General features: G+C 72.9%; 20 protein-coding genes. 10 read left to right on the top strand and 10 right to left on the bottom strand.

Annotation, left to right across the window (positions count from 1 at the left end; genetic code table 11):
* The first annotated feature begins 328 nt into the window (after window positions 1-328).
* On the top strand, window positions 329-991 hold the full coding sequence (locus LN042_RS25910) for an HAD family hydrolase (RefSeq protein WP_230053779.1): 663 nt from the start codon (window positions 329-331) through the stop codon (window positions 989-991).
* On the opposite strand, the gene LN042_RS25905 is transcribed toward LN042_RS25910, so the two are convergent.
* On the bottom strand, window positions 972-2,252 hold the full coding sequence (locus LN042_RS25905; RefSeq protein ID WP_230053778.1) for an NsdA family TPR-like regulatory protein: 1,281 nt from the start codon (window positions 2,250-2,252) through the stop codon (window positions 972-974). The genes LN042_RS25910 and LN042_RS25905 overlap by 20 nt on opposite strands.
* A 629-nt stretch (window positions 2,253-2,881) precedes the next feature.
* Between LN042_RS25905 and LN042_RS25900 the strand changes: the two genes are divergently transcribed.
* The 4 genes from LN042_RS25900 (at window position 2,882) to LN042_RS25885 (ending at window position 5,125) form a co-directional block, all read left to right on the top strand.
* Window positions 2,882-3,256 (top strand): hypothetical protein, encoded by a 375-nt coding sequence (locus LN042_RS25900; protein ID WP_230053777.1) that lies wholly within the window; start codon window positions 2,882-2,884, stop codon window positions 3,254-3,256.
* A gap of 85 nt (window positions 3,257-3,341) precedes the next feature.
* Complete coding sequence (locus LN042_RS25895; protein WP_230053776.1) at window positions 3,342-3,593, top strand: DUF397 domain-containing protein; 252 nt, start codon at window positions 3,342-3,344, stop codon at window positions 3,591-3,593.
* A 92-nt stretch (window positions 3,594-3,685) separates the two neighbouring features.
* Window positions 3,686-4,573 (top strand): JmjC domain-containing protein, encoded by an 888-nt coding sequence (locus tag LN042_RS25890; RefSeq protein WP_230053775.1) that lies wholly within the window; start codon window positions 3,686-3,688, stop codon window positions 4,571-4,573.
* Window positions 4,574-4,654: 81 nt separating this feature from the next.
* Window positions 4,655-5,125 carry a hypothetical protein gene (locus tag LN042_RS25885; protein WP_230053774.1) on the top strand — a complete coding sequence of 157 codons (471 nt, stop codon included), beginning with the start codon at window positions 4,655-4,657 and terminating at the stop codon, window positions 5,123-5,125.
* A gap of 228 nt (window positions 5,126-5,353) precedes the next feature.
* On the opposite strand, the gene LN042_RS25880 is transcribed toward LN042_RS25885, so the two are convergent.
* From LN042_RS25880 to LN042_RS25870, 3 genes are read right to left on the bottom strand one after another with little or no spacing between them, the layout of a single operon-like run.
* Window positions 5,354-6,391, bottom strand: coding sequence for an agmatine deiminase family protein (locus tag LN042_RS25880; protein ID WP_230053773.1), 1,038 nt, complete (start codon window positions 6,389-6,391; stop codon window positions 5,354-5,356).
* Window positions 6,392-6,419: 28 nt separating this feature from the next.
* Window positions 6,420-8,129: an urease subunit alpha gene (locus LN042_RS25875; protein ID WP_372495819.1), complete on the bottom strand. Its 1,710-nt coding sequence runs from the start codon at window positions 8,127-8,129 to the stop codon at window positions 6,420-6,422.
* Window positions 8,126-8,836 (bottom strand): urease subunit gamma, encoded by a 711-nt coding sequence (locus tag LN042_RS25870; RefSeq protein WP_230053772.1) that lies wholly within the window; start codon window positions 8,834-8,836, stop codon window positions 8,126-8,128. The genes LN042_RS25875 and LN042_RS25870 overlap by 4 nt, the downstream gene beginning before the upstream one ends.
* Before the next feature lie 520 nt (window positions 8,837-9,356).
* On the opposite strand from LN042_RS25870, the gene LN042_RS25865 reads away from it, so the two are divergent.
* Entirely contained in the window at window positions 9,357-9,785 is a 429-nt protein-coding gene (locus tag LN042_RS25865; protein ID WP_230053771.1) for an ATP-binding protein, read from the top strand.
* A gap of 165 nt (window positions 9,786-9,950) precedes the next feature.
* On the top strand, window positions 9,951-12,158 hold the full coding sequence (locus tag LN042_RS25860) for an ATP-binding SpoIIE family protein phosphatase (RefSeq protein ID WP_230053770.1): 2,208 nt from the start codon (window positions 9,951-9,953) through the stop codon (window positions 12,156-12,158).
* 24 nt (window positions 12,159-12,182) lie between these two features.
* Here the strand turns inward: LN042_RS25860 and LN042_RS25855 are convergent, their stop codons facing one another.
* From LN042_RS25855 to LN042_RS25835, 5 genes are all read right to left on the bottom strand, one after another.
* Entirely contained in the window at window positions 12,183-12,974 is a 792-nt protein-coding gene (locus LN042_RS25855) for an iron-sulfur protein (protein WP_230053769.1), read from the bottom strand.
* A 105-nt stretch (window positions 12,975-13,079) separates the two neighbouring features.
* Window positions 13,080-14,090, bottom strand: a complete 1,011-nt coding sequence (locus LN042_RS25850; protein ID WP_372495821.1) for a hypothetical protein — start codon at window positions 14,088-14,090, stop codon at window positions 13,080-13,082.
* 181 nt (window positions 14,091-14,271) lie between these two features.
* Entirely contained in the window at window positions 14,272-15,159 is an 888-nt protein-coding gene (locus LN042_RS25845; RefSeq protein ID WP_230053768.1) for a hypothetical protein, read from the bottom strand.
* A 197-nt stretch (window positions 15,160-15,356) separates the two neighbouring features.
* Window positions 15,357-15,968 carry a nucleotidyltransferase family protein gene (locus tag LN042_RS25840; protein ID WP_230053766.1) on the bottom strand — a complete coding sequence of 204 codons (612 nt, stop codon included), beginning with the start codon at window positions 15,966-15,968 and terminating at the stop codon, window positions 15,357-15,359.
* 102 nt (window positions 15,969-16,070) lie between these two features.
* Window positions 16,071-16,451: a MerR family transcriptional regulator gene (locus LN042_RS25835; RefSeq protein ID WP_230053764.1), complete on the bottom strand. Its 381-nt coding sequence runs from the start codon at window positions 16,449-16,451 to the stop codon at window positions 16,071-16,073.
* Window positions 16,452-16,543: 92 nt separating this feature from the next.
* Here LN042_RS25835 and LN042_RS25830 point away from each other — a divergent pair, with 92 nt between their 5' ends.
* The 3 genes from LN042_RS25830 to LN042_RS25820 all read left to right on the top strand — a co-directional run bounded on the left by LN042_RS25830 (window position 16,544) and on the right by LN042_RS25820 (window position 20,333).
* Window positions 16,544-17,593 carry an aldo/keto reductase gene (locus tag LN042_RS25830; protein WP_230053762.1) on the top strand — a complete coding sequence of 350 codons (1,050 nt, stop codon included), beginning with the start codon at window positions 16,544-16,546 and terminating at the stop codon, window positions 17,591-17,593.
* Between the two features lie 61 nt (window positions 17,594-17,654).
* Window positions 17,655-18,938, top strand: a complete 1,284-nt coding sequence (locus LN042_RS25825) for an APC family permease (RefSeq protein WP_230053761.1) — start codon at window positions 17,655-17,657, stop codon at window positions 18,936-18,938.
* 60 nt (window positions 18,939-18,998) lie between these two features.
* Window positions 18,999-20,333 (top strand): cation:proton antiporter, encoded by a 1,335-nt coding sequence (locus LN042_RS25820; RefSeq protein WP_230053759.1) that lies wholly within the window; start codon window positions 18,999-19,001, stop codon window positions 20,331-20,333.
* Window positions 20,334-20,419: 86 nt separating this feature from the next.
* Here LN042_RS25820 and LN042_RS25815 read toward each other — a convergent pair whose 3' ends face one another.
* Window positions 20,420-21,550 carry an alpha/beta hydrolase gene (locus tag LN042_RS25815; RefSeq protein ID WP_230053757.1) on the bottom strand — a complete coding sequence of 377 codons (1,131 nt, stop codon included), beginning with the start codon at window positions 21,548-21,550 and terminating at the stop codon, window positions 20,420-20,422.
* Window positions 21,551-21,665: the final 115 nt, after the last annotated feature.

The raw sequence follows: 21,665 nt of genomic DNA, 5'->3' as shown, positions 1-21,665 counted from the left end.
ACGGGAGGTGACGACGCATGAGGCGCTCCAGGGGTTGTGGTGGAGCTGTGCCCAGCCGTTGCCGGGATCCTGCGTCTGCCGCCAGTGGACGTGCGCCACCCGGCCGGTGTGGGGTCGCCGCTGCCGGCTGAGCAGAGCGGGCTGCCAAGCGCCCTCGACGCGCACGATCACGATCCGCCACGCGTCCGTGCTCGGGCTCTGGCCGGGTCCGGCCATTCCGGCGGGGTCGGGCGGTCGGGCGTCGGCGGGGCAGGTCGGGCTGTACAAGCTGCCGTTACCGCGCATGTGTTCTATTAACCGCTCGCGAGCCCTCCACTACGCTGCCCGTATGACGATCAAGGCTGTGGTGTTCGACGTCGGCGAGTGCCTGGTGGATGAGACTCGGGAATACGGCACCTGGGCCGACTGGCTCGGTGTGCCCCGACACACGTTCGTCGCCCAGTTCGGCGCAACCATCGCGCAGGGCAAGGACTACCGCGAGACATTCCAGGTCTTCAGGGCCGGGTTCGACCTGTACCAGGAGCGCGAGAAGCGCGCCCAGGCTGGCCAGCCGGAGACCTTCGGCGAGGAGGACCTTTACCCCGACGTGCGACCCGCGCTCGCGCAACTTCGTGCGGACGGTCTGTGGCTGGCCATCGCCGGTAATCAGACGGTGCGCGCCGGCAGGATCCTGCGTGGGCTGTTTTCCAGCGACGTGGATCTGATCGGCACCTCGGACGACTGGGGTGCGAGCAAGCCCGATCTGCTCTTCTTCGATCGTGTCGCTGCGCTGACGCCTGCCGAGCCCGGCGAGATCCTCTACGTTGGCGACCGCATCGAGAACGACATCCTGCCTGCCGCCGAAGCCGGGATGCGCACGGCACTCATCCGCCGTGGCCCGTGGGGCTGGATTCAGCAGCACGACCCTGCGAACAAGCAGGCCACGTTCCGAATCGATTCGCTGGCTGAACTCCCTGCGCTGATCGCGAAGTTCAACGCTGAAGGGAACTGAGCGTCGCGCTCCAGGAGTACAGGCGGTCGTCCACGCGCTGGACGGCTGGTAGGTCCTCCCACGGAGTGAGCGCCCGCCGAGCCTCCCGGACCCGCTCCATACCGGTCGCGTACCAGGTGGTAGATAGCTGATCGAGGGCCTGCTCCAAGAGGGCGCAGGCCTCGTCCGGCCGCCGGGCAGCAGCCTCCACTGCGGCGAGGTCGCCCAACACGACGACCCGTTGCTTGCCGTCGGTCTCAGGGAGTTCGGCGAGCGTCTGCTCCAACGTCGTCCGCGCTTGCGGGATCAGTCCGGCCGCCAACTCCGTGTTGCCGCGGAACGCATGCAGGCGGACGGGGGAGAACCAGGTGAACCAGTCCGGCGAGGCGTGCTCGTTGCCGGCGGCTAGTACGTCCTCGGCGCGCCGCAGTAGTCCGAGGGCACCGCGCTGGTCTCCGCATAGGGTGAGGCATTCTGCCTCGACTGCGTTCAGCCAGGCGAGCAACTCGGCGGACGCGGGACCGCGGCGGGCGTATGTGCGGGCGGCCGCCATGCGCTCGGTCGCGTCCTCTCTGCGGCCGGCCCATCCGGGGATGAACGCACTGTGGGCGAGCACGGCGGCGCCGAGCAGCGAGTCATCGGCTTCGCCGGCCGCCTGGAGCGCGCGGAGGTAGGTGGGTTCGGCCTGGGTCGGCTGTCGCAGGTCGAAGAACTGGATGCGGCCGGCCAGTAGCAGCGACTCGGCGAGGCTGGCGGCCAGGAGCCGGCGTGCAACTCCGGTGGTCTCAGCGAGCAGAGCTGTGCCGAGGTCTGTATGCCCAGAGACGGCCTGGTACAGGGTCGCTGGCGCGACGCTCCAGTAGAGGCGTCGGTGTGCCTCGGTGACTACTGCATAGTCTGCGCCGATGGTGGCAGGCTGTGAGCCGGTAGTGCTGGCCGGCCGGGGCAGTGGGGCTCGCAGTGCTGGTGCCGCATAGGGTGCGGCGGCAACTGGGGACGGCAGGGCAGGGCTCGTCGGGGTTGATCGGCCCCACGGGGGCGTGAACCCGAGCGCTTCGACCGGAAGGTGCAGTACGTGGACCAGGAGTCGCTGGTAGTCGTCCTGTGGCCAGCCGGGCGTGGCGGATTCCCACCGTCGGATCTGGCGGATGCTCACCTCGACTCCGCCCATGCCGAGCTGACGTGCGGCAGTTGAGAGGGCAGCGGCGAAGGCTGGCTGGCTGGAGAGGCCAACGGCCTGGCGTGCCGCTTTCAGCGCGGCGTTGCCGATCGGTCGAGCCATGGGAGTCCCCCATCTGATGGTCACTCAACTGTACGGCTCAGGGGACACGCAGGGGACTCCTCGTGCATGCGCCGAGCATGGATGGCATCTCAATGGCCTGTAGATGTCCTCTTCGCGGCCTATTGATGTCCCCTTGATAGGTCGACGATGTAGCCATCGGAACGCGGCGAAGCGGCGCGGAAACTCACGATAGCGCAGGGGGGAGCCCATGCCCGGGTTAGGACCATCGGCAACTCCACCGTCGAGCTCGCTCATGAGGCGCCCGGATCAGTCCCCCTGCGACTGCGGTAACCCGGACGCGCCGTTCCGCGGTGAGGCCCGGACCGTGCCGGCCCCGCCTGGGGCGGTGCGAGATATGCGGGTCTGGCGGTGCGCGTCCTGTCAGCTCGCACGCCACGACGACCAGGGGCACGACTGATGGCCCTGACGAATACCGCCGCCGAGCTCCGCGCCGAGATGCGGTCGCGGGCCCGGCGGGGCGGCAACCCCCTCGACGACTACGACCCCGGGTACCTAGATCGCATGGGTGTCCGAGGTGGCAGTGCGGTAGTCGTACGCGGCATCCCGGCTGGCTGGTCACCATGCGAGTGCGGCGGGACGACCTGCCCCGACCGGGAGGTGGAGCGCTGATGAGCGGTGGGAAGCCTGCCGTTCTGGCCGTCCTGGCGGAGGAGTCCGCGAGGGAGCCGGGTTCATCCGCCGTGGCCGAGGCCCGGGACTGCAACACGTGCCGCTGCCTGGACACCATGGCGTCCCGCGCGTGGGTGTCGGACGAGACCGGCACCTACCGGCATGAGTCGGCCCTGTCCGACGTACGGGTGCGGCGCCGCCGCCACCGGGCCGAGGGCGAGTGCAGCTGCTTGCGGGAGACCTGGGGCGGCGAGCCCGCGGCCGACCAGGGCAGCGCCGAGCGAACCGTCCACCCGGAGGCCCTGAAGCCTGTCGAGGAGTCCGCGACGCTTCGGAAGCTCCGAGCCGCGATGTGGCCGGACCCCGTTCGCTGAGAACTTCTGACCGGCGCTGACGTGCCGACAAGCTCCCGCACCGCCCGGTGCGGGTCTTTCCCCACCAATGAAAGGTGGAACAACCATGTCCGACCTGTACGAAGCCAAGGTCGTTGGGCCGTACACGGCCCTCTGTGGTGGCAGCACCGACAACGACGGCTCGGCGGAGGACTGCATGAAGGTCGCCGAGCTGGAGGGCGGCATCGGCTACGCGGTGGGTGACACGAAGCTCGGGGAGGGCAGCCCGGCCCTGCACTACACCAAGGCCGAGCTGGTGAACGGCGCCAAGCAGATCCTCGCCATGTTCGGTGAGGACGCCTCCGCGGCTGTCGCCTGATCGCCTGAGTAGCACCCGCGTGGGCCGTCCCCGCCTGAATCGGGGGCGGCCCACTGCTCGCAGCGTACCGGCTACCTGATCAAGGAGTACCGATGAGCCTGTCTCTACTGCTGGACGACCCGGCGGAAATCCTCACCGCTCTGCCAACCGAACCGAAGCTCTACCAGCACGGCCCCGAACGCTTCCGCCCACTGCTGACGCGCGAGGAGGTGGACGCGATGATCGATTCGGGCACGCTCTCCATGAAGAACATCGTCCTGTTGAAGGACGGGACCGCCGTAGACCCCCGCATCTACGACGATCACGGAATGCCCCAGGCCGGATACGTCCGACGCCACCTGAACGAGGCGGGAACTCTCTCCTTGCGTGGGCTGGACCGAATGCGGCCCGTCATCGCCGATCTGGCCAAGTCGCTCGCTCACCAGACCGGATATCAGGTCCACGTGAACGGGTACTACACCCCGGCCGGCGGCCACGGACTCAGGTACCACTACGACCGGTATGTGACCCTCATCGTTCAGATCAGCGGCCAGAAGGCGTGGCCGCTGCATCCGCCGTTCGTGGAGTATCCCCTCGCTGAGTACGGCAACTTCACCTCGCGCGGCTTCACCGATGACGAGCGCCACTACCTGGAGTTCACTCCACCGACGCAGACCTACACCCTGAACCCGGGAGACGTGTTCTGGCTTCCGCGCGGGTACATCCACTCACCTCACACGGTGGGAGACGAGCCGTCGCTGCACCTCACCATCGCGCTGCACGAGCGCACCGGGCAGTGGGTGGCCGCAGAGGTAGCCAACCAGATCCTTCGCCAGGCCCTGTCCGACCCGGCCATGCGCGCCGGACTCGCACCGGCCGTGTTGGGCCAGCCGGGTGATGCTGTGGAAGAAGCCCGAGCGTACCTGGTCGGCGCACTCGCCAAGGCCGACTTGGGTGAGCTGACTGCGGCCGTGCGCCGCGCCGCCTTCCCGCCGGCCTAACGGCCGCGTACCGCCCCTCCCGACTGTGGCAGGCTTCGGCCACTCACCAACTCGCCTGCCGAAAGGTGCTGTTGCTGTCCCATGGAACCGATCAACTGGCATGAGTACCTGGAGGGTGATCCCGTCCCGGGCCTGCACTTCCACGGGTTCCTGTGGAGAGGCGCGGGGGGCCTGCTGGAGAGCTACAAGCAGCAGATCAACCGGAACCCCGGCCGGCCGGAGTTCATGGCGTCCGACCTTCCTCCGGAGGCAGTACGGCACTACCTGCTCAAGGCGAACCGGGTTGCCGGCACATTCCGCTCGGCGGAGGAGGCCGCTGCATGGATGCGTGAGCAGTGGGACGAACAGGCTCCCCGCGTCACGCACGAGGATCCGGACAACACCCGGGGGTATCACGAGGTGGTGCTGTCGCACGGCCGGGAAACCGTGTGGGCGTGGTGGTACCCGGACTCCAGCAGCAACACCAAGGTGCACGTCACGGCCGTTCCCTGCCCGTTCCATTGGCCAGAGGACCCAGCGCCGATGCCGTGTCCGCAGCCCCCGGCCTGGTAGCGCGCGTTGCGGCTCTCGTGTTCCCTTCCTCCGACGTAGGGGGAGGCCTGGGCGTGGCTGGCGCGTCTCGTGAGCGCGCCAGCCGCTCAGCTGAGCAGGTCGTCCGGGAGGGGCCGGAGTAGGGCGTCCGGCTGGATGCCGAGTGTGTCGGCGATGGCGACCAGGTCGGGCGCCCCCAAGTGCAAGGCCGCCCGGCCTCGCCGGTCACCCGCCTGACCTGGCGGGATCTCACGCCCTCGGCTGCTGCTGGGTGATGCAGTGGATGCCGCCGCCGTTGGCGAAGATCTCGCGGGCGTCGACCAGTTCCACGGTGCGGCCCGGGTAGGCCTTCTCCAGGATGGCGGCGGCCACCGCGTCGCGCGGGTCGTCGAAGGCGCAGAGGATCACCGCGCCGTTGGCGACGTAGTGGTTGATGTAGGAGTAGTCGACCGGTTCGCCGTCCTCGTCGAGGATCACGGTGGGGGCGGGGACCTCGATCACCTCGAGGGGGCGGCCGGCGGCGTCCGTGGAGGCGCGCAGCAGGTCGACCAGCTCCTGGCAGACGGCGTGGTCCGGGTGGGCGGGGTCGGGCTGGACGTGGGCCAGGACGACGCCCGGGCGGACGAAGGCGGCGACGATGTCGATGTGGCCGCGGGTGCCGAACTCGTCGTAGTCGCGGGTGAGTCCGCGCGGCAGCCAGATGGCCTTGGTGGTGCCCAGGTGGGCGTGGAGCTCGGCTTCGACCTCCTCCTTGGTCCAGTCGGCGTTGCGCCCCTCGCCGAGCTGGACGGTCTCGGTGACCAGCACGGTGCCCTCGCCGTCGACGTGGATGCCGCCGCCCTCGTTGATCAGGCGGGAGGCGAACCGCTTGGCCCCGGTGAGGTCCGAGACGTGCTCGGCGACGTGCTGGTCGTTCTCCCAGCGGGCCCAGGACTGCGCGCCCCAGCCGTTGAAGATCCAGTCGGCGGCGCCGAGTTGACCCTCGGGGCCGAGCAGGAAGGTGGGGCCGATGTCCCGCATCCAGGCGTCGTCCAGCGGGCGCTCGACGATAGTGACGTCGGCGCGGACGTAGTCGCGCGCGGCCTCGGCCTCGCCCACGTTGACGACCAGGGTAACGGGCTCGTAGCGGACGATGGTGTTGGCCACCTCGCCCCAGGCGAGCCGGGCCGCGTGCAGCTCCGCCGGCGAGGAGAAGGTCGGATTGTCGGTGGGGAAGGCCATCCAGGTGCGCTCGTGCGGGTGCCATTCGGCGGGCATCGAGTAGCCGAGCGAGGCGGGGGTGGTCATGGCGTCAAGTCCTAAACAGCGAGGGGAGTCAGAGGAAGTAGAGGCGGCTGAGCGAGACGCTCTCGGAGGGTTCGGAGCGCAGCGGGGTGCCGTCGAGGGAGACCAGGCCGCTGGTGGCGTCCACCCCGACCTGGCCGGTGCGGGCATTGCGCACCATGTCGCGCGGGCCGATGCCGCGGGTGCCGCGCACGCCCACCCGCCGTCGCCGGGTGGGGAGTTGGTCGCCGTTCTGCACGGCGGCCGCAGCGACGAACGCCACCGAGAGGTCGGCGGCGGTGGCCCCGTGGGCGCCGAACTGCGGGCCGAGGACTAGCGGTTCGCAGCGATCGGTGGAGGCGTTGGGGTCGCCGACCACGCCGTAGGCGGGGAAGCCGGCCTTGAGGACCAACTGCGGCTTGGCGCCGAAGTGGTCGGGACGCCAGAGCACGATGTCGCCCAGCTTGCCCACCTCGATCGAGCCGACCTCGTGAGAAAGCCCGTGCGCGATGGCCGGGTTGATGGTCAGCTTGGCGATGTACCGGAGCACCCGCTCGTTGTCGTCGCCGCCCTCCAGGGTGCCGTAGCCGCCGTCGGGGCCGTCCAGCGGGCCGCGTTCGGCCTTCATCTTGCCGGCCATGGCGAAGGTGCGGCGCACGGTCTCGCCGGCCCGGCCCATGCCTTGGGCGTCGGACGAGGTGATGCCGATCAGTCCGAGGTCGTGCAGCACGCCCTCGGCGCCCATGGTGCCGTGCCGGATCCGGTCCCGGGCCATGGCGGCGTCGCCGGGCAGGTCGAGCTTGAGGTCGTGGGCCGAGACGATCATGCCGGCGGCCTCGGCCAGCGCGTCCCGGCCGAACGGCAGGGTCGGGTTGGTGGAGGAGCCGATGACGTTGGCGACGCCGGCCATCTTCAGCACGTTGGGCACGTGGCCGCCGCCGCAGCCCTCGATGTGGAAGGCGTGGATGGTGCGGCCTTCCAGTACCGCCAGGGTGTCCTCGACCGACAGGCACTCGTTCAGCCCGTCGGTGTGCAGGGCGACCTGGACGTCGTACTCCTCCGCGACCCGGAGGGCGGTGTCCAGCGCGCGGGTGTGCGCGCCCATGTCCTCGTGCACCTTGAAGCCGCTGGCGCCGCCCTCGGCGAGCGCCTCCACCAGCGGGCCCGGGTCGGAGGACGAACCGCGGCCCAGGAAGCCGATGTTGACCGGCCAGGCGTCGAACGCGTTGAACGCGTGCCGCAGCGCCCAGGGGGAGTTGACGCCGACGCCCCAGACCGGGCCGAACTCCTGGCCGATGATGGTGGTCACCCCGGAGGCCAGCGAGGCCTCCATGATCCGCGGCGAGAGCAGGTGGACGTGGGTGTCGATGGCGCCGGCGGTGGCGATCAGGCCCTCACCGGAGACGATGGTGGTGCCGGTGCCGACCACCACGTCGACGCCGTCCATGGTGTCCGGGTTGCCCGCCCGGCCGATCGCGGCGATCCGACCGTTGACCAGGCCGATCGAGGTCTTGACGATGCCCTGGACGGCGTCGATCACCAGCACGTTGCTGATCACCACGTCGCAGGTGTCGCGCACGGCGGCGGCCTTGAGGTGCAGGCCGTCGCGGGCCGTCTTGCCGAAGCCGGCCAGGAACTCGTCGCCGGGTGCCTGGGAGTCGTGCTCGACCCGGACGATCAGGCCGGAGTCGCCGAGCCGGATCCGGTCGCCGGCCCGGGGGCCGTGCACGGAGATGTAGTCGTGCGGAGAGATCGCAGTCACGATTCCACCTCCGTGTCGTCGAAGTTGATCAGGTAGCCGGTGGCGCGGGCCTTCTCCAGGGCGGCCTCCCGGGCGCCGGGCGCGTCCAGCGGGCCGTCCACCAGCCCGGCGAAGCCGATCGCCACCCGGTCGCCGCCGATCGGGACGAGGCCGACCTCGACCACCGCGCCCGGGTCGAACCGGACCGAGGAGCCGGCCGGGACGGCCAGCCGGGTGCCGTAGGCGGCGGCGCGGTCGAACGCCAGGCGCGGGTTGACCTCGAAGAAGTGGTAGTGCGAGGTGATCGAGATCGGCACCGGCGAAGTGTTGTGGACCGGCAGCACCACGGTCTCCTCGACCGGGTCGTAGCCCGCGCCGGAGCCGGGCAGGGCGGCCCCCGGAGCCTCCTCGCCGAGCGAACCGGCGCCCTGGAACGGATCGTGGACCACGGCCAGTCGGGTGCCGTCGTCGAAGACGGCCTCCACCTGGATGACGGTGACCACGTCGGGTACGCCGGGCAGCACGTCGGCGGCGGTCAGCACGGACCGGCCGGCCTCGATCGCCTCGGCCAGCCGCTTGCCGTCCCGGGCGGCCTCGCAGACGGTGTCGGCGATCAGCGCGGTGGCCTCGGGCACGTTGAGCCTGAGGCCCCGGGCGCGCCGGGCCCGGGCCAGTTCGGCGGCTGTGAAGATCAGCAGCCGGTCCCGTTCGGTGGGGGTGAGTCGCACGGTGCCTCACTGGGGTCGAGAACAGGTCGGGGGACGGGGAGTGGGTCGGAGCGATGTTTAGAACGGCGTTCAAACGGTAGTGCTGGCCATTGAACCCGGAACGGGTCGCGGTGTCCAGCCTTGCCCGGTGCGGCCGGTTCCGCCCGCTGCGATGACCGCTCGGCGTGTCGGCCGCCCCCGGCCGGGGTCCACCCGTGCCACCCGGTCCGCCCCGCCGGCCGGCTCCGCCGGGCAGCCGCGAGGAGCCGGGCACGCGAGGGGCCGGGCACGCGAGGAGCCGGCCCCCGGGAGGTGGCCCCGCGAGGAGCCGGTCCCGGGGAGGTGGCCCCGCGAAAAGGGGCGGCGCGCGGGGAGGCCGCCCCGCGAGGAGGCGGGCGCGGTGGAGATCGCAGAGGGGCGTAGTTGACGAACTGTCAGCAGTACGTCACCTCGCGAGCCCCCGCACGCACCGTTGCGGCCCGCGGCGGCGGCGCTCACGATGGACGGGTTACGAACAGGGCGTAGCTGGGGGGCGTGCCTGATGGAACGTCAGCAGAAGTGGGACATCCCGCGCACCGCACACGCGCTCCGATGCGCCGTGGCCCCCGCCGACCTGGCCGCACTGGCCCCGCTGCGCGCCCGGCTGCGTGCGGCGCTCGCCGACTGGGGCCTGGCCGAGCTGGCCGACACCGCCGAACTGCTCGCCAGTGAACTGCTCACCAACGCCCTGCTGCACAGCGGGACCGGCGCCGACCTGGCAGCCGTCGTCACCCCCGAGCACCGGCTGCGGATCGAGGTCAGCGACGGCGGCACCGGTCTGCCCCGGCCCCGGGCGGCCGACGCGGACGCCACCGGTGGGCGCGGGCTGCTGCTGGTCGACGCGCTGGCCGACGACTGGGGGGTGCGGCTGCGCGCCAGCGGCAAGGTGACCTGGTTCGAGCTGGGCGGTCAGCGGGCCACCGCCCGGTGACCGCCCGGTGACCGCCTGGTGACTGCCGGGCGTCGCGGCCGCTGCGCCGAACAGCTGCCGGTCGCCATTGCTCCCGCGCCGAACATTCGACAGGATAGTGAGAATGTGTGCTCGGACTTGGCGTCCCGCACCACCACCACTGGACCTGGCAGGGGCAGGAGAACCATGGCGACTGAGCCCGAGCCGCAAGGGCCCGCACGTCGTCCGATCGGCCCGCCGGCCCAGGGCGGCCGCCGCCCGGGCCCCCGAGGCGCCGGCCAGACCGCGGGCCTGAGCACCGTGCCGACCGCACTGCCGGCCGTGCAGCCGCTCCCGACCAAGGGCGGCGACTCCACCCCGGAGTGGCTGGAACCGGCGATGGCCGCCAACGGGATCGGCTCGTTCGACTGGGACATCCGGCGCGACCTGATCGAGGCCGACCATCGCGCCGCCACCATCCTCGGCTTGGCGGGCCCCACGCTCAGCCTGAGCGCCGAGGCCTTCCTCGCGCTGCTCCACCCCGAGGACGCGCCGGTGGTGCGCCGCCGGGTCGAGCGCGCGGTCGCCGAGCTCGGCCAGTGCGGCGCCTACTACCGCACCGTCGTCCCGGGCGGCGCGCTGCACGCCGTCCGGTTCCGGGGCCGGGTGCTCGCCGACGCGTTCGGCCGGCCGTCCCGGATGGTCGGCTTCATCTGGGACGCCACCGCCGAGCTGCACAAGCGCGAGGACGCCGACCGGCTCGCCGCGCTGCGCGAGGAGCGCTCACGGTTCATCAAGGAGGCCGCCCGCGCACTCTCCGAGGCCGTGACGGTGCGCGACGTGGCGCGGGTCTTCGCCGAACTGCCGCTGCCCGGCCTGCCACCGGACGGCCTGGTGCTGGCCGCCTTCGAGACCGGCCGCCTGCAGGTGCTGGGCGCCACCGGGTACTCGCGGGAGACGGTCGCCAACTACGACCGGATGCCGCTGGAGCCCTTCCAGCCGGCCGCCGAGGCGATCCGCAGCCGCCTGCCGATCTTCCTGTCCAGCCGCGCCGAGTACCAGGAGCGCTACCCGCAGGCCTGGCCCAAGGTGGCCGCCGCCGGCCGCAGCGCCTGGGCCTTCCTGCCGCTGGTGGCCAGCGGGCGCACCATCGGCCTCTGCGTGATCAGCTTCGACGAGGCCCGCGAACTGGACGCCGACGAGCGCACCCTGCTCTCCACCCTGGGCGGCCTGGTCGCCCAGTCGCTGGCCCGCGCCCGGCTGCACGACGCCGAGCACGAGCTGGCCGCCGGACTGCAGCGGGTGATGCTGCCCCGCACCGTGCCCAGCGTCCCCGGCGTGACCACGGCCGTGCGCTACCTGCCCGCCGGCTCCGGGCTGCAGATCGGCGGCGACTGGTACGACGTGGTGCCGCTGCCCGGCGGTCACGTCGGCCTGGTGATCGGCGACGTGCAGGGCCACGACGTGCACGCGGCCGGGATCATGGGCCAGTTGCGGATCGCGCTGCGCGCCTACGCCGCCGAGGGCCACCCGCCGGCCGCCGTGATGGCCCGCGCCTCCCGCTTCCTGGCCGACCTGGACACCGACCACTTCGCCACCTGCACCTACGCGGAGGTCAACGTCGACTACGGCGTGGTCTACGCCGTCCGGGCCGGCCACCTGGACCCGGTGGTGCGCCGCGCGGATGGCACCAGCGCCGTGCAGAGCGTGGTCGGCGGGCTGCCGCTCGGCCTCTCCGCCGATCAGGAGTACCAGGTCACCCGGTTCAGCCTGGACCCGGGCGAGACCGTGGTGCTCTGCACCGACGGGCTGGTGGAGTCCCGCTCGATGGACCTGGACACCGGGATGAACCGGCTGTGCGGCACGGTGGCCGGGGACCTGCCGTTCGGCGGCGGCGACCCGATCGAGGCGCTGGCCGACCGGATCGCGGCCCGCGCCGCCGACTCCGCCGAGCGCGAGGACGACATCGCGCTGCTGCTGCTGCGCTGGGACGGCCCCGAGGGCGGGCTCGCGGCCCAGCAGCTGCGCCGCCGGATCGGGCAGGCCGACCTGGCCCGGGTCGCCGAGCTGCGCGGCGAGTTGCGGGACGCGCTGCGCCGCTGGGGCGTCGCCGAGTTGGTCGACACCGCGGAGCTGCTCGCCTCCGAACTGGTCACCAATGCGATCCGGCACACCGACCGGGACGCGATGTTCACCGCCCGCCTCTACCGGGAGGACGGCCGCGAGCCGCGGCTGCGGATCGAGGTCGAGGACGAGTCGGACCTGTGGCCCAAGCGCCGCACGCCCGGTGAGCAGGCCTCCTCGGGGCGCGGCCTGATGCTGGTCGAGGCGCTGGCCGACTGCTGGGGCGTGGAACCGCGCGGCTCGGGCAAGCGGATGTGGTTCGAGCTGACGGCGGACGGCGAGCAGCCCTGACCGCCGGGGCCGGCTCGCGCCGGGTCAGCGGCAGGTGCGCGGGCAGCCGGCGCAGGGCTGGTCCGGGCGCAACGTGTAGAAGAGGCAGCAGCTCACCCGGGTGCGCCGCAGTCCCGTGCCGTCGGCGCGGAAGTCGGCCGCGCCGGTGAAGGGTTCGGCGGGCAGCAGCTCGCTGAGCGCGGCCACCGCCCGCGCCTCCTCGCCCAGCAGCCCGGCGGCGAACCAAAGCCCCTCCACCAGCTCGTCGGTGGCCAGCCCCCACAGGGTGCGCGGGCCGCGCCGCAGCTCCGGGCCGAACGCACGGAAGAGCGGCCCGAGTTGGGCCGCGACGACGCGGCGCAGGGTCGCGTCCAACGCGCCCTGGCCGGGCAGCACCAGAGCGCCCGGGCTGTCGGCCGCCGGATCGTCCGACAGGCAGGCGAAGCCGGTCGAGCAGCTCTCAAGCAGGGACAACTCGGCTGGTCCGCCCAGGGGTTGGTGACGGCAGGCCAGTTGCTCGGGTCCGAGCAGCGGCACCCGGCGCTGCAGCAGCCAGGGCAGGGTGAACAGCAGGCAGACGGGCCAGGCGTACCGGTGCAGCCAGAAACCGGCCGCCACATCGGGGCGCGGCGCACGGCCGTAGCGGCGCTCGGCGCCGCGCTGCTCGGCGGCGATCAGCCGGGCTCGCAGCGCGCGGGAGGCCGGCAGCCGGCTGACGGCCACCCAGTCCCGCCCCACCTGCCCGTCCAGTCGCACCCGCAGCTGGGGGAAGACCCGGGCGAACGCCTGGTAGGCCGTCGCCCAGGGCGCGGGCGGGGCGGCGCTGAGCACGGTCATGGGCGGGGCTCCCAACGGTCGGCCGGTGCTCGGCGGGAGCCCGGGTGCGGCGGAAAGCCGATCGGGTGAGGCGCGCACGCCTCACCCGATCAAGTAAGCCTCACCTTAGCTGACGCGGCGTCCGGTCTCCGCCGGGCCTGCTCCGTCCGAGTGGCCATCAGCCGGCCCCGCGGCCCCGCGACCGCGCGGCACGCCGGGGCGGGGCCGGGGCGGCGCGCCCAGCGGCGCACCCGGTGGGCCGCTGGGGGGAGGGGCGCTGTCGCCGAGCCGACCGACCAGCCAGACCGGCACCCCGCCCAGCGACTGGACCAGCCGCCCGGCCTCGGCGCGCAGCTGCTGCGCCTCGTCCGGCTCGCTGACCTCGGCGAGCGCCGCCAGCGCCGGTGCCACCCCGACCATGAAACCCAGCTCCTCACGCAGCCGCAGTGAGGCGGTGAACCCCTCGCGGGCCCGCACCCGGTCGCCGCCGGCCAGCGCCAGCGCGGCCAGGTGCCGCCAGGTCGAGGAGGCCAGCAGGGTGTCGCCGCGGGCCAGTGCGCCGTCATGGGCCCGGCGGTAGGCGATCCAGGCGGCGGTCTGGTCGCGCAGCAGGTTCTCCGCGACCAGCCCGCGTCTGAAGTCCAGCAGTGGCCGCCCGGCCGCGTGCGGCGGCAGCAGCGCCGAGGTGCGGCCGAGCGCGGCCTGCGCCTCGTCCAGCCGGTCGCGCGGGCCGAGCACACTGCCCAGGTAGGCCAGGAATCCCCGGGCGCAGGCGGCCGCCGCCCGCTGCTCGGTGGTGGTCACCCCGGCCTCGGCCAGCCGCAGGGCGGCCTCCGCCTGCTCCCAGTGGTCGGCGGTGAACAGGCATTGCTCGATGAGGAGTTCGGCTCGGCATAACGCCGCCCTCGGATCGTGGTCGGCGCTCGGCGTCAGTAGTTCGGCGGCCTCCTGCCAGCAGGCGCGGGACCGCAGCCGCCAGACCGTGCCGCTGGTGATCTCGTCCAGGTGGCCGGCCGTGCCCGGATGCAGCCCCCCACCGTGCGGTGGCACTCCCGGCGGGCCGTGGTGCCCCGCCCCGGTGCCCCTTCCGCGCGTCCCCCCGCCCAGCGGGGCCGTTCCGTGCTCCGACAACGCCACCTCCTTGTGCGCGTGTCCCACGGGCCTGCGGTGCGCCACGGCACGGCCGTGGAGCACCGCAATTCAACACGGGGCCGAGCTTGTGCACCAGATCACGAGCGCGACGGATTTTTCCCCGGCTCGCGGGTGCAACGGCGTTCGTTGAGGTGAGAGGCGTGCGGTGGGGCACGAGTGGCGGAGGTCAGGACGTCCAGCCGGTCTCCAGCAGCGCCTCGGCGGCGCCGTTGACCGGGTGCGGCACCCCGCCCTCGTCCAGGCTGAAGAGGGCGACCAGCAGTTGCTCGCCGCGGACGGTGGCCTGCTGGGAGTAGCCGGCCATGGTGAACATGGCGGCGGCCATCTCCTCGGCGTGCAGCGTCTGCAGCCACAGGCACTCCACCGAGCGCAGGTCGGCCTGCTCGGGCCAGGTGTCCACCTGGGCCACCATGCGGTCGGTGAGCAGCGTGACGGCCTCGCGCTCGGTGCCCTCGGCCAGCTCGACCTCGCCGAAGCCGAGCCACTCCAGGTAGCGGGCGGCGGCCAGCACGGCGTCCTGGTCGGAGCGGATCGGATGCGGGCGGAACGGCTGGCGCTGCTGGCGCCGCTCCCGCGAGCCGCCCGCGACCCCGGGGTGGGAGGGCGGATGCCGGTGCGCCCCGGCAGTCCGGCCGGGTTGCGGACCGTCGGCGTAGAAGGGCGCGGCCGGGGCGTCGGGACGGGGACTGCCGAGCGGGCGGGAGGCCGCACCGCGGCGGGGTGCGCGGTCCACCGGCAGCCGGACCGTGGCACCGCAGTTGCAGGTGAACTCGGGCTGCGGCCACTGGTCGGAGCGGCCGCACTGCGGGCAGCGCATGCTCAACCAGGAGTCCTCCCAGGAGCGGAACCGCACCTGCACCGGCACCCCGCCGCGCAGCAGCGGCACCTTGAGCGCCGCTCCGCACGGGCACGGGAAGGTCGGCGGCTCGTAGAGGTGCTCCCGGCGGCAGGCCGGGCACCGGATCGCTCGCGCGGCGGACGGGCTGGTGGCCGCCTCGGGCAGGTCCGGGGTGCCGGAACCGGTGAAGTCGTCGGGCAGTTGGTGACCGGACAAGGCACGCACCGTCCGTTCTGGTGGAGTGGGCGGGTCACCTCCATCGTCTCCGATCCGGGCCCGCCGCGGGCAGTGATTGACGTAATGATCAGGGTGCAATCAGGGTCAAACAGCCCAGGTCTCCAGGGTCGAACAGCCCGGGTGTCCACCGGTGGGGTGGGCACCCGGCAGGGTCGCGGTCCGCGGTCGGCGGTTCGTCAGCCGACGCCCCAGCGTGCCAGGTCCCCGGGCGTGTCGAGGTCGTCCGGGACGGCGACGTCGCCGCACTCGACCAGCCGCAGCTCGGCCCGGTGGGCGGTCAGCAGGGCACGGGCCCCGGCGTCGCCGGTGGCCCCGGCGGCGGCCTCGGCGAAGTGGCGGGCACCGATCAGCACGGGGTGGCCGCGGCGGCCCGCGTAGCCGGCGGCGGCCAGCTGGGCGCCGTCCCGGTGGGCGGCCAGCAGCCGGGCCACCGCGGCCGGGGTGACGCCCGGGGTGTCGACCAGGGTCACCAGCACGGCCGGACTGCCGGACGGCAGGGCGGCCAGGCCGGCGCGCAGCGAACCGCCCAGGCCGGCGGCCCAGTCGGGGTTGGCGACCACCGTGCAGCCGGTCAGGTCGGCAGTGGCCGCCACCTGGTCGCGGGCGGCGCCGAGCACCACCAGCACCGGCGCGCAGCCGCCCTCCCGGACCACGCGCACGGCGTGTTCGACCAGCGGCCGACCGTGCAGGCCGAGCAGTGCCTTGGGACGGCCGCCGAGCCGCCGACCGCCGCCGGCGGCCAGCACCAGGGCGGGGACGGTGGGTGGTGCGTCGCCGGGTCCGGGCATGCCCCTACTGTGCCGCATCCCGGTGGTTGGGGGCGCGGTGGGTGTGTCGCATCGTGCCGGGCCGGGGGCGCGGTGGGTGTGTCGCCCGGTTCGGCGGTCCGGTTACTGCGCCGCATCGTGCTGGGCCAGGTAGTCCTCGTAGCAGTGGACCTTGTGGGTGATCACGTCCATGCAGCGGCCCAGCTCGGCCAGTTGGTCGCGCAGCCGCTGCTGGTGCGCCCGCAGCAGCTCCAGGCGCGCCGGTTCGGTGCCGGCGCCGCTGCGGGCCAGTTCGGTGTAGCGGCGGATCTCCGGCAGCGGCATGCCCGAACCGCGCAGCACCACGCAGAGGTTGAGCCACTCCACGTCGTGCTCGGCGTAGAGCCGGTGGCCGCCCGCGGCGCGGCGCGGCGGCCTGGCCAGCACGCCTTCCTTCTCGTAGAAGCGCAGGGTGTGCACGCTCAGCCCGGTGCGTTCGGCCACCTGTCCGATGGTCAGATCCATGCAGGTCAGGATAGGGGGCTTGTGCTAGAGCCGACTCTAGTTCCTACAGTTCCCGAGCAGTGGGCGACACCAGCGAGCAAGGGGACACCAGCATGCGTTACCGCAGCCTCGGCGGCACCGGGATCCAGGTCAGCAGCTACTGCCTGGGCACCATGATGTTCGGGTACATCGGCAACGGCGACCACCAGGAGTGCGCCCGGATCGTGCACACCGCGCTGGACGCGGGGATCAACTTCGTGGACACCGCGGACATGTACTCGGCCGGGGAGTCGGAGGAGATCGTCGGCAAGGCGCTGCGCGGGCGGCGGGACGACGTGGTGCTGGCCACCAAGGTGCACTTCCCGCTGACCGAGGGCCCCAACCGGGGCGGCAACTCGCGCCGCTGGATCACCCGGGCGGTGGAGGACAGCCTGCGCCGGCTGGACACCGACTGGATCGACCTCTACCAGGTGCACCGGCCGGACCACACCACGGACGTCGAGGAGACCCTGGGGGTGCTCGGCGACCTGGTGCGGGCCGGCAAGATCCGGGCGTTCGGCCACTCCACCTTCCCGGCGGAGCAGATCGTCGAGGCGCAGCACGTCGCGGAGCGCCGGGCGCTGCCCCGGTTCCGCACCGAGCAGCCGCCCTACTCGCTGCTGGCGCGCGGCATCGAGGCCTCGGTGCTGCCGGTCTGCCGGCGGTACGGGCTGGGGGTGATGACGTGGAGTCCGCTCGCCTCCGGGTTCCTGACCGGCCGTTACCGGATGGATCAGCCGATCGATCTGTCCCAGGGGCGGGCCGCGCTCAACCCGGCCCGGTTCGATCCCGAACTGGCCACCACCGCGAACAAGTTGGCGGCGGTAGAGCAACTGGTCGAGTTGGCGGACGATTTGGGGTGCACGCTGCCGGAGCTGGCGATCGCCTTCCCGCTGGCGCACCCCGCCGTGACCTCGGTGATCGTCGGTCCGCGCACCCACGAGCAGCTGGAGGCGCTGCTCAAGGGCGCCGAACTGGAGCTGGACGACGACGCGTTGGACCGGATCGACGAGATCGTGCCGCCCGGCACCGATCTCTACCACCCGGACGGCGCCTGGACCCACCCCGCGCTGACCGACCCGGCGCAGCGGCGCAGGCTGCCGGGTCGGCGCGCGGCCGCCTGAGGCCGGGCCACCGCGGATTCCTCCTGGTGCTACCGGCTCCCTAGGTGAAAGAGTGTTCGAAGTGACGGAACAAACCACTTCGGGCGGCTCCCTGACCCTGGTCCAGGGCACCGCCATGTACGTCGGCGCGGTGCTCGGCACCGGCGTGATCGCCCTGCCCGCACTGGCCGCCAAGGTCGCCGGCCCGGCCTCGCTGCTCGCCTGGCTGGCCCTGGTGGTGCTCTCCGCGCCACTGGCGGCGGTCTTCGCCGCGCTCGGCTCCCGCTACCCGGACGCGGGCGGCGTCTCCTACTACGCCCGGCTGGCGTTCGGGCCGCGCGCCGCCGCGGTGACCGGCTGGTGCTTCTACTTCGCCATCCCGTGCGGCGCGGCGGCGGCCGGCCTGTTCGGCGGCGCCTACGTGGCCGCCGCGGTGGGCGGCGGGCAGCTGACCACCGGGGTGACCGCGGCCGTGCTGATGCTGCTCGTCGGGCTCGGCAACACCTATGGCGTCAAGGTCTCCGGGAGGTTCCAGCTCGGCCTGGCCGGCCTCCTGGTGGCGCTGCTGGTGGCGGCCGTGGCCACCTCGCTGCCGCACGCCCGGATGAGCCGGCTGCACCCGTTCGCACCGCACGGCTGGGGTGCGGTCGGCTCGGCGGCGGCGCTGCTGGTGTGGAGCTTCGCCGGCTGGGAGGCGATCACCCACCTGGCCGGAGAGTTCCGCTCGCCGCGCCGCGACCTGCCCCGGGCCACCGGGCTCGCGGTGGTGATCGTCGGCGTGCTCTACCTGGTGCTGGCCTTCGCGGTGATCGTGGTGCTCGGGCCGGGCGCCGCCGACTCGACGGCACCGCTGGGCGATCTGATGGCCACCGGCCTGGGCGGCAACGCCCGCTGGCTGGCGGCCGGGGCGGCGCTGCTGCTCACCCTGGGGGCGATGAACGCCTACTGGGCGGGCGGCGCGAAGCTCGGCGCGGCGCTCGGCCGGGACGGACAGCTGCCGGCCGGGCTGGCCCGGGGGAGTGTGGCGGGAGAGGTGCCGCGCCGCAGCCTGGCGGTGATCACGGTGCTCTCCGGGGTGTCCCTGGCCGTGGCCGAGTCGACCGGGCTGGGCCCGCAGCCGGTGGTGCTGCTGACGACCGGCTGCTTCACCGCGGTCTACGTGATGGGGGTGGCGGCGGCCGTGCGGCTGCTGCCGCGCGGGAGCGTGGCCTGGGTGCTGGCACTGGTGGCGTTGGCCGCGGTGGCCGTGCTGCTGGTGATGTCGGGTCGCTACCTGCTGTGGCCGGTGCTGCTGGCGGCCGGCGCGCTGGGCTACCAGCGGTACCGGGAGCGGGAGATCAAGCCGGGAGCCCGGGAACTCGCGTAAGTACGGCCAGGCGCGCGGCCGCGGCCGCCGGCAGGGCGGCCGACCTGCTACGACGGGGAGATGAGCGGATCACAACTCGTCGCGGCCGCCCCGCCCCTGGCGCCGATCGGCGCCCACTCGATGCTCGTGCTGCTGCTCCAACTCGCCGCGCTGCTGGGCCTCGCGCTGCTGCTCGGCCGACTCGCGGTGCGCCTCGGCTGGCCTGCGGTGGTGGGCGAACTGGCCGCCGGGGTGCTGCTCGGCCCCTCGTTGCTCGGCGCGCTGGCGCCCGGGGTGGCCGGCTGGCTCTTCCCGCAGCACAGCGAACAGGTCCACATGCTCGACGCGGTGGCCCAGTTGGGCGTGATCCTGCTGGTCGGGATCAGCGGCAGCCACCTGGACGTCGAGCTGGTGCGCCACCAGGGCGGCACCGCGCTGCGGGTGAGCCTGTTCGGGCTGACGCTGCCGCTGGTCCTCGGCGTCGGCCTGGGGCTGCTGCTGCCCGCGGGCGGCCGCACCGACCACGCCGTCCAGGCGGCCTTCCTGGGCGTGGCGATGTGCGTCAGCGCCATCCCGGTGATCGCCAAGACCCTGCTGGACATGGACCTGCTCCACCGCGACATCGGCCAACTCACCCTCACCGCCGGGATGATGGACGACGCGGTGGGCTGGGTGCTGCTCTCCCTGGTGACCGCGATGGCCACCACCGGCGTGACCGGCGGCGCCGTGCTGCACGCCGTGCTCGCGCTGCTGGTGGTGCTGGCCGCCGTGCCGCCGCTGGCCCGCTGGGTGATCCCGCCGCTGTTCCGCCGGGCCGAACGGGCGGGCGGCGCGGGCGTGTTGTCGGCGACCGCCACCGTGCTGATGCTGCTGGCCGCCGCCGGCACGCAGGCACTCGGCCTGGAGCCGATCTTCGGCGCCTTCGTGGCGGGCGTGGCGATCGCCGCCTCCCGCTCGGTCGGGCCGATGGCGCTGGCACCGCTGCGCACCGTGGTCACCGCGGTACTGGCGCCGCTCTTCCTGGCTTCGGCCGGGCTGCGGATGGACCTGACGGCGCTGGGGCGCCCGATGGTCGCGCTGACCGCCGCGTGCGCCCTGCTGGTCGCGGTGGCGGGCAAGTTCGGCGGGGCCTTCCTGGGCGCCAGGGCCAGCCGGCTGAACCGCTGGGAGGCGCTCGCCCTGGGGGCCGGGATGAACGCGCGCGGGGTGGTGCAGGTGGTGATCGCCATGGTCGGGCTGCGGCTCGGGGTGCTGGACCCGGCCGGCTACACGGTGATCGTGCTGGTCGCCGTGGTCACCTCCACCATGGCGCCGCCGGTGCTGCGCGCCGCGATGGCCAGGATCGTCCAGACGCCCGCCGAACTGCGGCGCCGGGAGCAGCAGTTCGGGCAGGCGAAGGTGGTGGGGCGGGTGTAGTCCCGGTCCCCGGGGGCCGGGTGGGCGCTGCTCGGAACGCGGCCGGGCGCGCTGTCAGATGCCGTCAGGCCGGCCGTCGCGGTCGGTCAGGCCGTCGCGGTCGGACCGGCCGGCACGGTCAGCTGGTGGCCCAGCCACTCCAGGGCCGGCGGGATCTCCCGGGACCAGGTGTGGAAGTTGTGGCCGCCGCTGTTCAGCGTGATCGTGGAGAGCTTGGTGGGCGCCTTGAACGCGGCCACCATCTGCTGCGTGGCCTTGTAGTCGTCCTCGTTGTAGCTGGTCGCCAGCAGCAGCGAGACGGGGGCCGGCGGCGCGTTGTGCAGCCGCCAGAGCAGGTCGTTCTCCTGCTTCAGCTGGGCGCTGCCGCCGAACAGGTCGCCGGTGGTCGGATCGTCGCTGACCGCGTAGTCGGCGGAGAGCGAGACGGCCGCGCCGTAGGCGTCCGGCTTGCGCAACGCGAACTTCAGCGCGCAGTAGCCGCCGGTGGAGTCGCCCATCGCGGCGTGCGCGGAGGCGGCCGGCAGGATCCGGTAGCCCGTGGCCAGTGCCTTGGGCAGGTCCTCGGTGAAGAAGGTCTCCACCTGCGGGCCGTGCGGCACGTCCATGCACTCGGTGTCCCGGTTGCCCACCAGGGTCGGCTTCATCATCACCAGCACGGTCGGCGGCAGCTTCTTGTCCTGGATCGCCTGGAGCGTGCTGGTCGGCCACTGCATCAGCGTGATCAGCTTCTCCGCCGAACCCGGGTAGCCGCTGAGCACCAGGGCCATCGGGAACTTCTGGCCGGCGTAACCGGGCTGGAAGTACTGCGGCGGCAGGTAGACGTAGCCCGAGCTGCTCAGACCGGACCGCGCGCCGGTCAGGTCGACCTTCTGGATCAGCCCGGAGCGCTCCGGGGCCGAACCCTGGGAGCTGAAGACCTTCTGCTCGCCGGTGACCGACAGGGCGTTGCTCGGCTTGTGGTCCACCACGGTGCCGGGCCCGCCGGCGGTGCCGAGCAGGTCGGTCCAGGAGGTGTAGAAGCCGAAGTAGGAGTTGGCGATCAGGCCCATCGCGACCAGCACCAGCAGCTGGGTGCCGAAGAACGCGCCGAGCCGGCCGAGCAGCGCCTTCCAGCCCCGGCCGCTCAGCTTCGGCCACAGCCACATGGTGGCGACGAAGGCCAGGACGGCGAGCACGCAGGCAATGATCTGCAGCGGGGTTCCGGTCAGCGCGAGCACCCGGCGATCCTAGTTGACCTACCACCCGGCCTCTCGCGCCGCCCTCGTCGGTGCTCGAGCCGGACCGGCCGACCAGCCGTGTTGACCGGCCGAACCGGACTGCGGGAGGCTGACC

The sequence above is a fragment of the Kitasatospora humi genome (genome assembly GCF_020907985.1).
Taxonomy (GTDB): domain Bacteria; phylum Actinomycetota; class Actinomycetes; order Streptomycetales; family Streptomycetaceae; genus Kitasatospora; species Kitasatospora humi.
This window is presented reverse-complemented; position numbering and strand designations above follow the sequence as displayed.

What these genes read in the sequence shown, in the direction of transcription:
- LN042_RS25910 (WP_230053779.1), top strand. Translation starts at nt 329, where the DNA reads ATGACGATCAAGGCTGTGGTGTTCGACGTCGGCGAGTGCCTGGTGGAT.
- LN042_RS25905 (WP_230053778.1), bottom strand. Translation starts at nt 2,252, where the DNA reads ATGGCTCGACCGATCGGCAACGCCGCGCTGAAAGCGGCACGCCAGGCC.
- LN042_RS25900 (WP_230053777.1), top strand. Translation starts at nt 2,882, where the DNA reads ATGAGCGGTGGGAAGCCTGCCGTTCTGGCCGTCCTGGCGGAGGAGTCC.
- LN042_RS25895 (WP_230053776.1), top strand. Translation starts at nt 3,342, where the DNA reads ATGTCCGACCTGTACGAAGCCAAGGTCGTTGGGCCGTACACGGCCCTC.
- LN042_RS25890 (WP_230053775.1), top strand. Translation starts at nt 3,686, where the DNA reads ATGAGCCTGTCTCTACTGCTGGACGACCCGGCGGAAATCCTCACCGCT.
- LN042_RS25885 (WP_230053774.1), top strand. Translation starts at nt 4,655, where the DNA reads ATGGAACCGATCAACTGGCATGAGTACCTGGAGGGTGATCCCGTCCCG.
- LN042_RS25880 (WP_230053773.1), bottom strand. Translation starts at nt 6,391, where the DNA reads ATGACCACCCCCGCCTCGCTCGGCTACTCGATGCCCGCCGAATGGCAC.
- LN042_RS25865 (WP_230053771.1), top strand. Translation starts at nt 9,357, where the DNA reads ATGGAACGTCAGCAGAAGTGGGACATCCCGCGCACCGCACACGCGCTC.
- LN042_RS25860 (WP_230053770.1), top strand. Translation starts at nt 9,951, where the DNA reads ATGGCGACTGAGCCCGAGCCGCAAGGGCCCGCACGTCGTCCGATCGGC.
- LN042_RS25855 (WP_230053769.1), bottom strand. Translation starts at nt 12,974, where the DNA reads ATGACCGTGCTCAGCGCCGCCCCGCCCGCGCCCTGGGCGACGGCCTAC.
- LN042_RS25840 (WP_230053766.1), bottom strand. Translation starts at nt 15,968, where the DNA reads ATGCCCGGACCCGGCGACGCACCACCCACCGTCCCCGCCCTGGTGCTG.
- LN042_RS25835 (WP_230053764.1), bottom strand. Translation starts at nt 16,451, where the DNA reads ATGGATCTGACCATCGGACAGGTGGCCGAACGCACCGGGCTGAGCGTG.
- LN042_RS25830 (WP_230053762.1), top strand. Translation starts at nt 16,544, where the DNA reads ATGCGTTACCGCAGCCTCGGCGGCACCGGGATCCAGGTCAGCAGCTAC.
- LN042_RS25820 (WP_230053759.1), top strand. Translation starts at nt 18,999, where the DNA reads ATGAGCGGATCACAACTCGTCGCGGCCGCCCCGCCCCTGGCGCCGATC.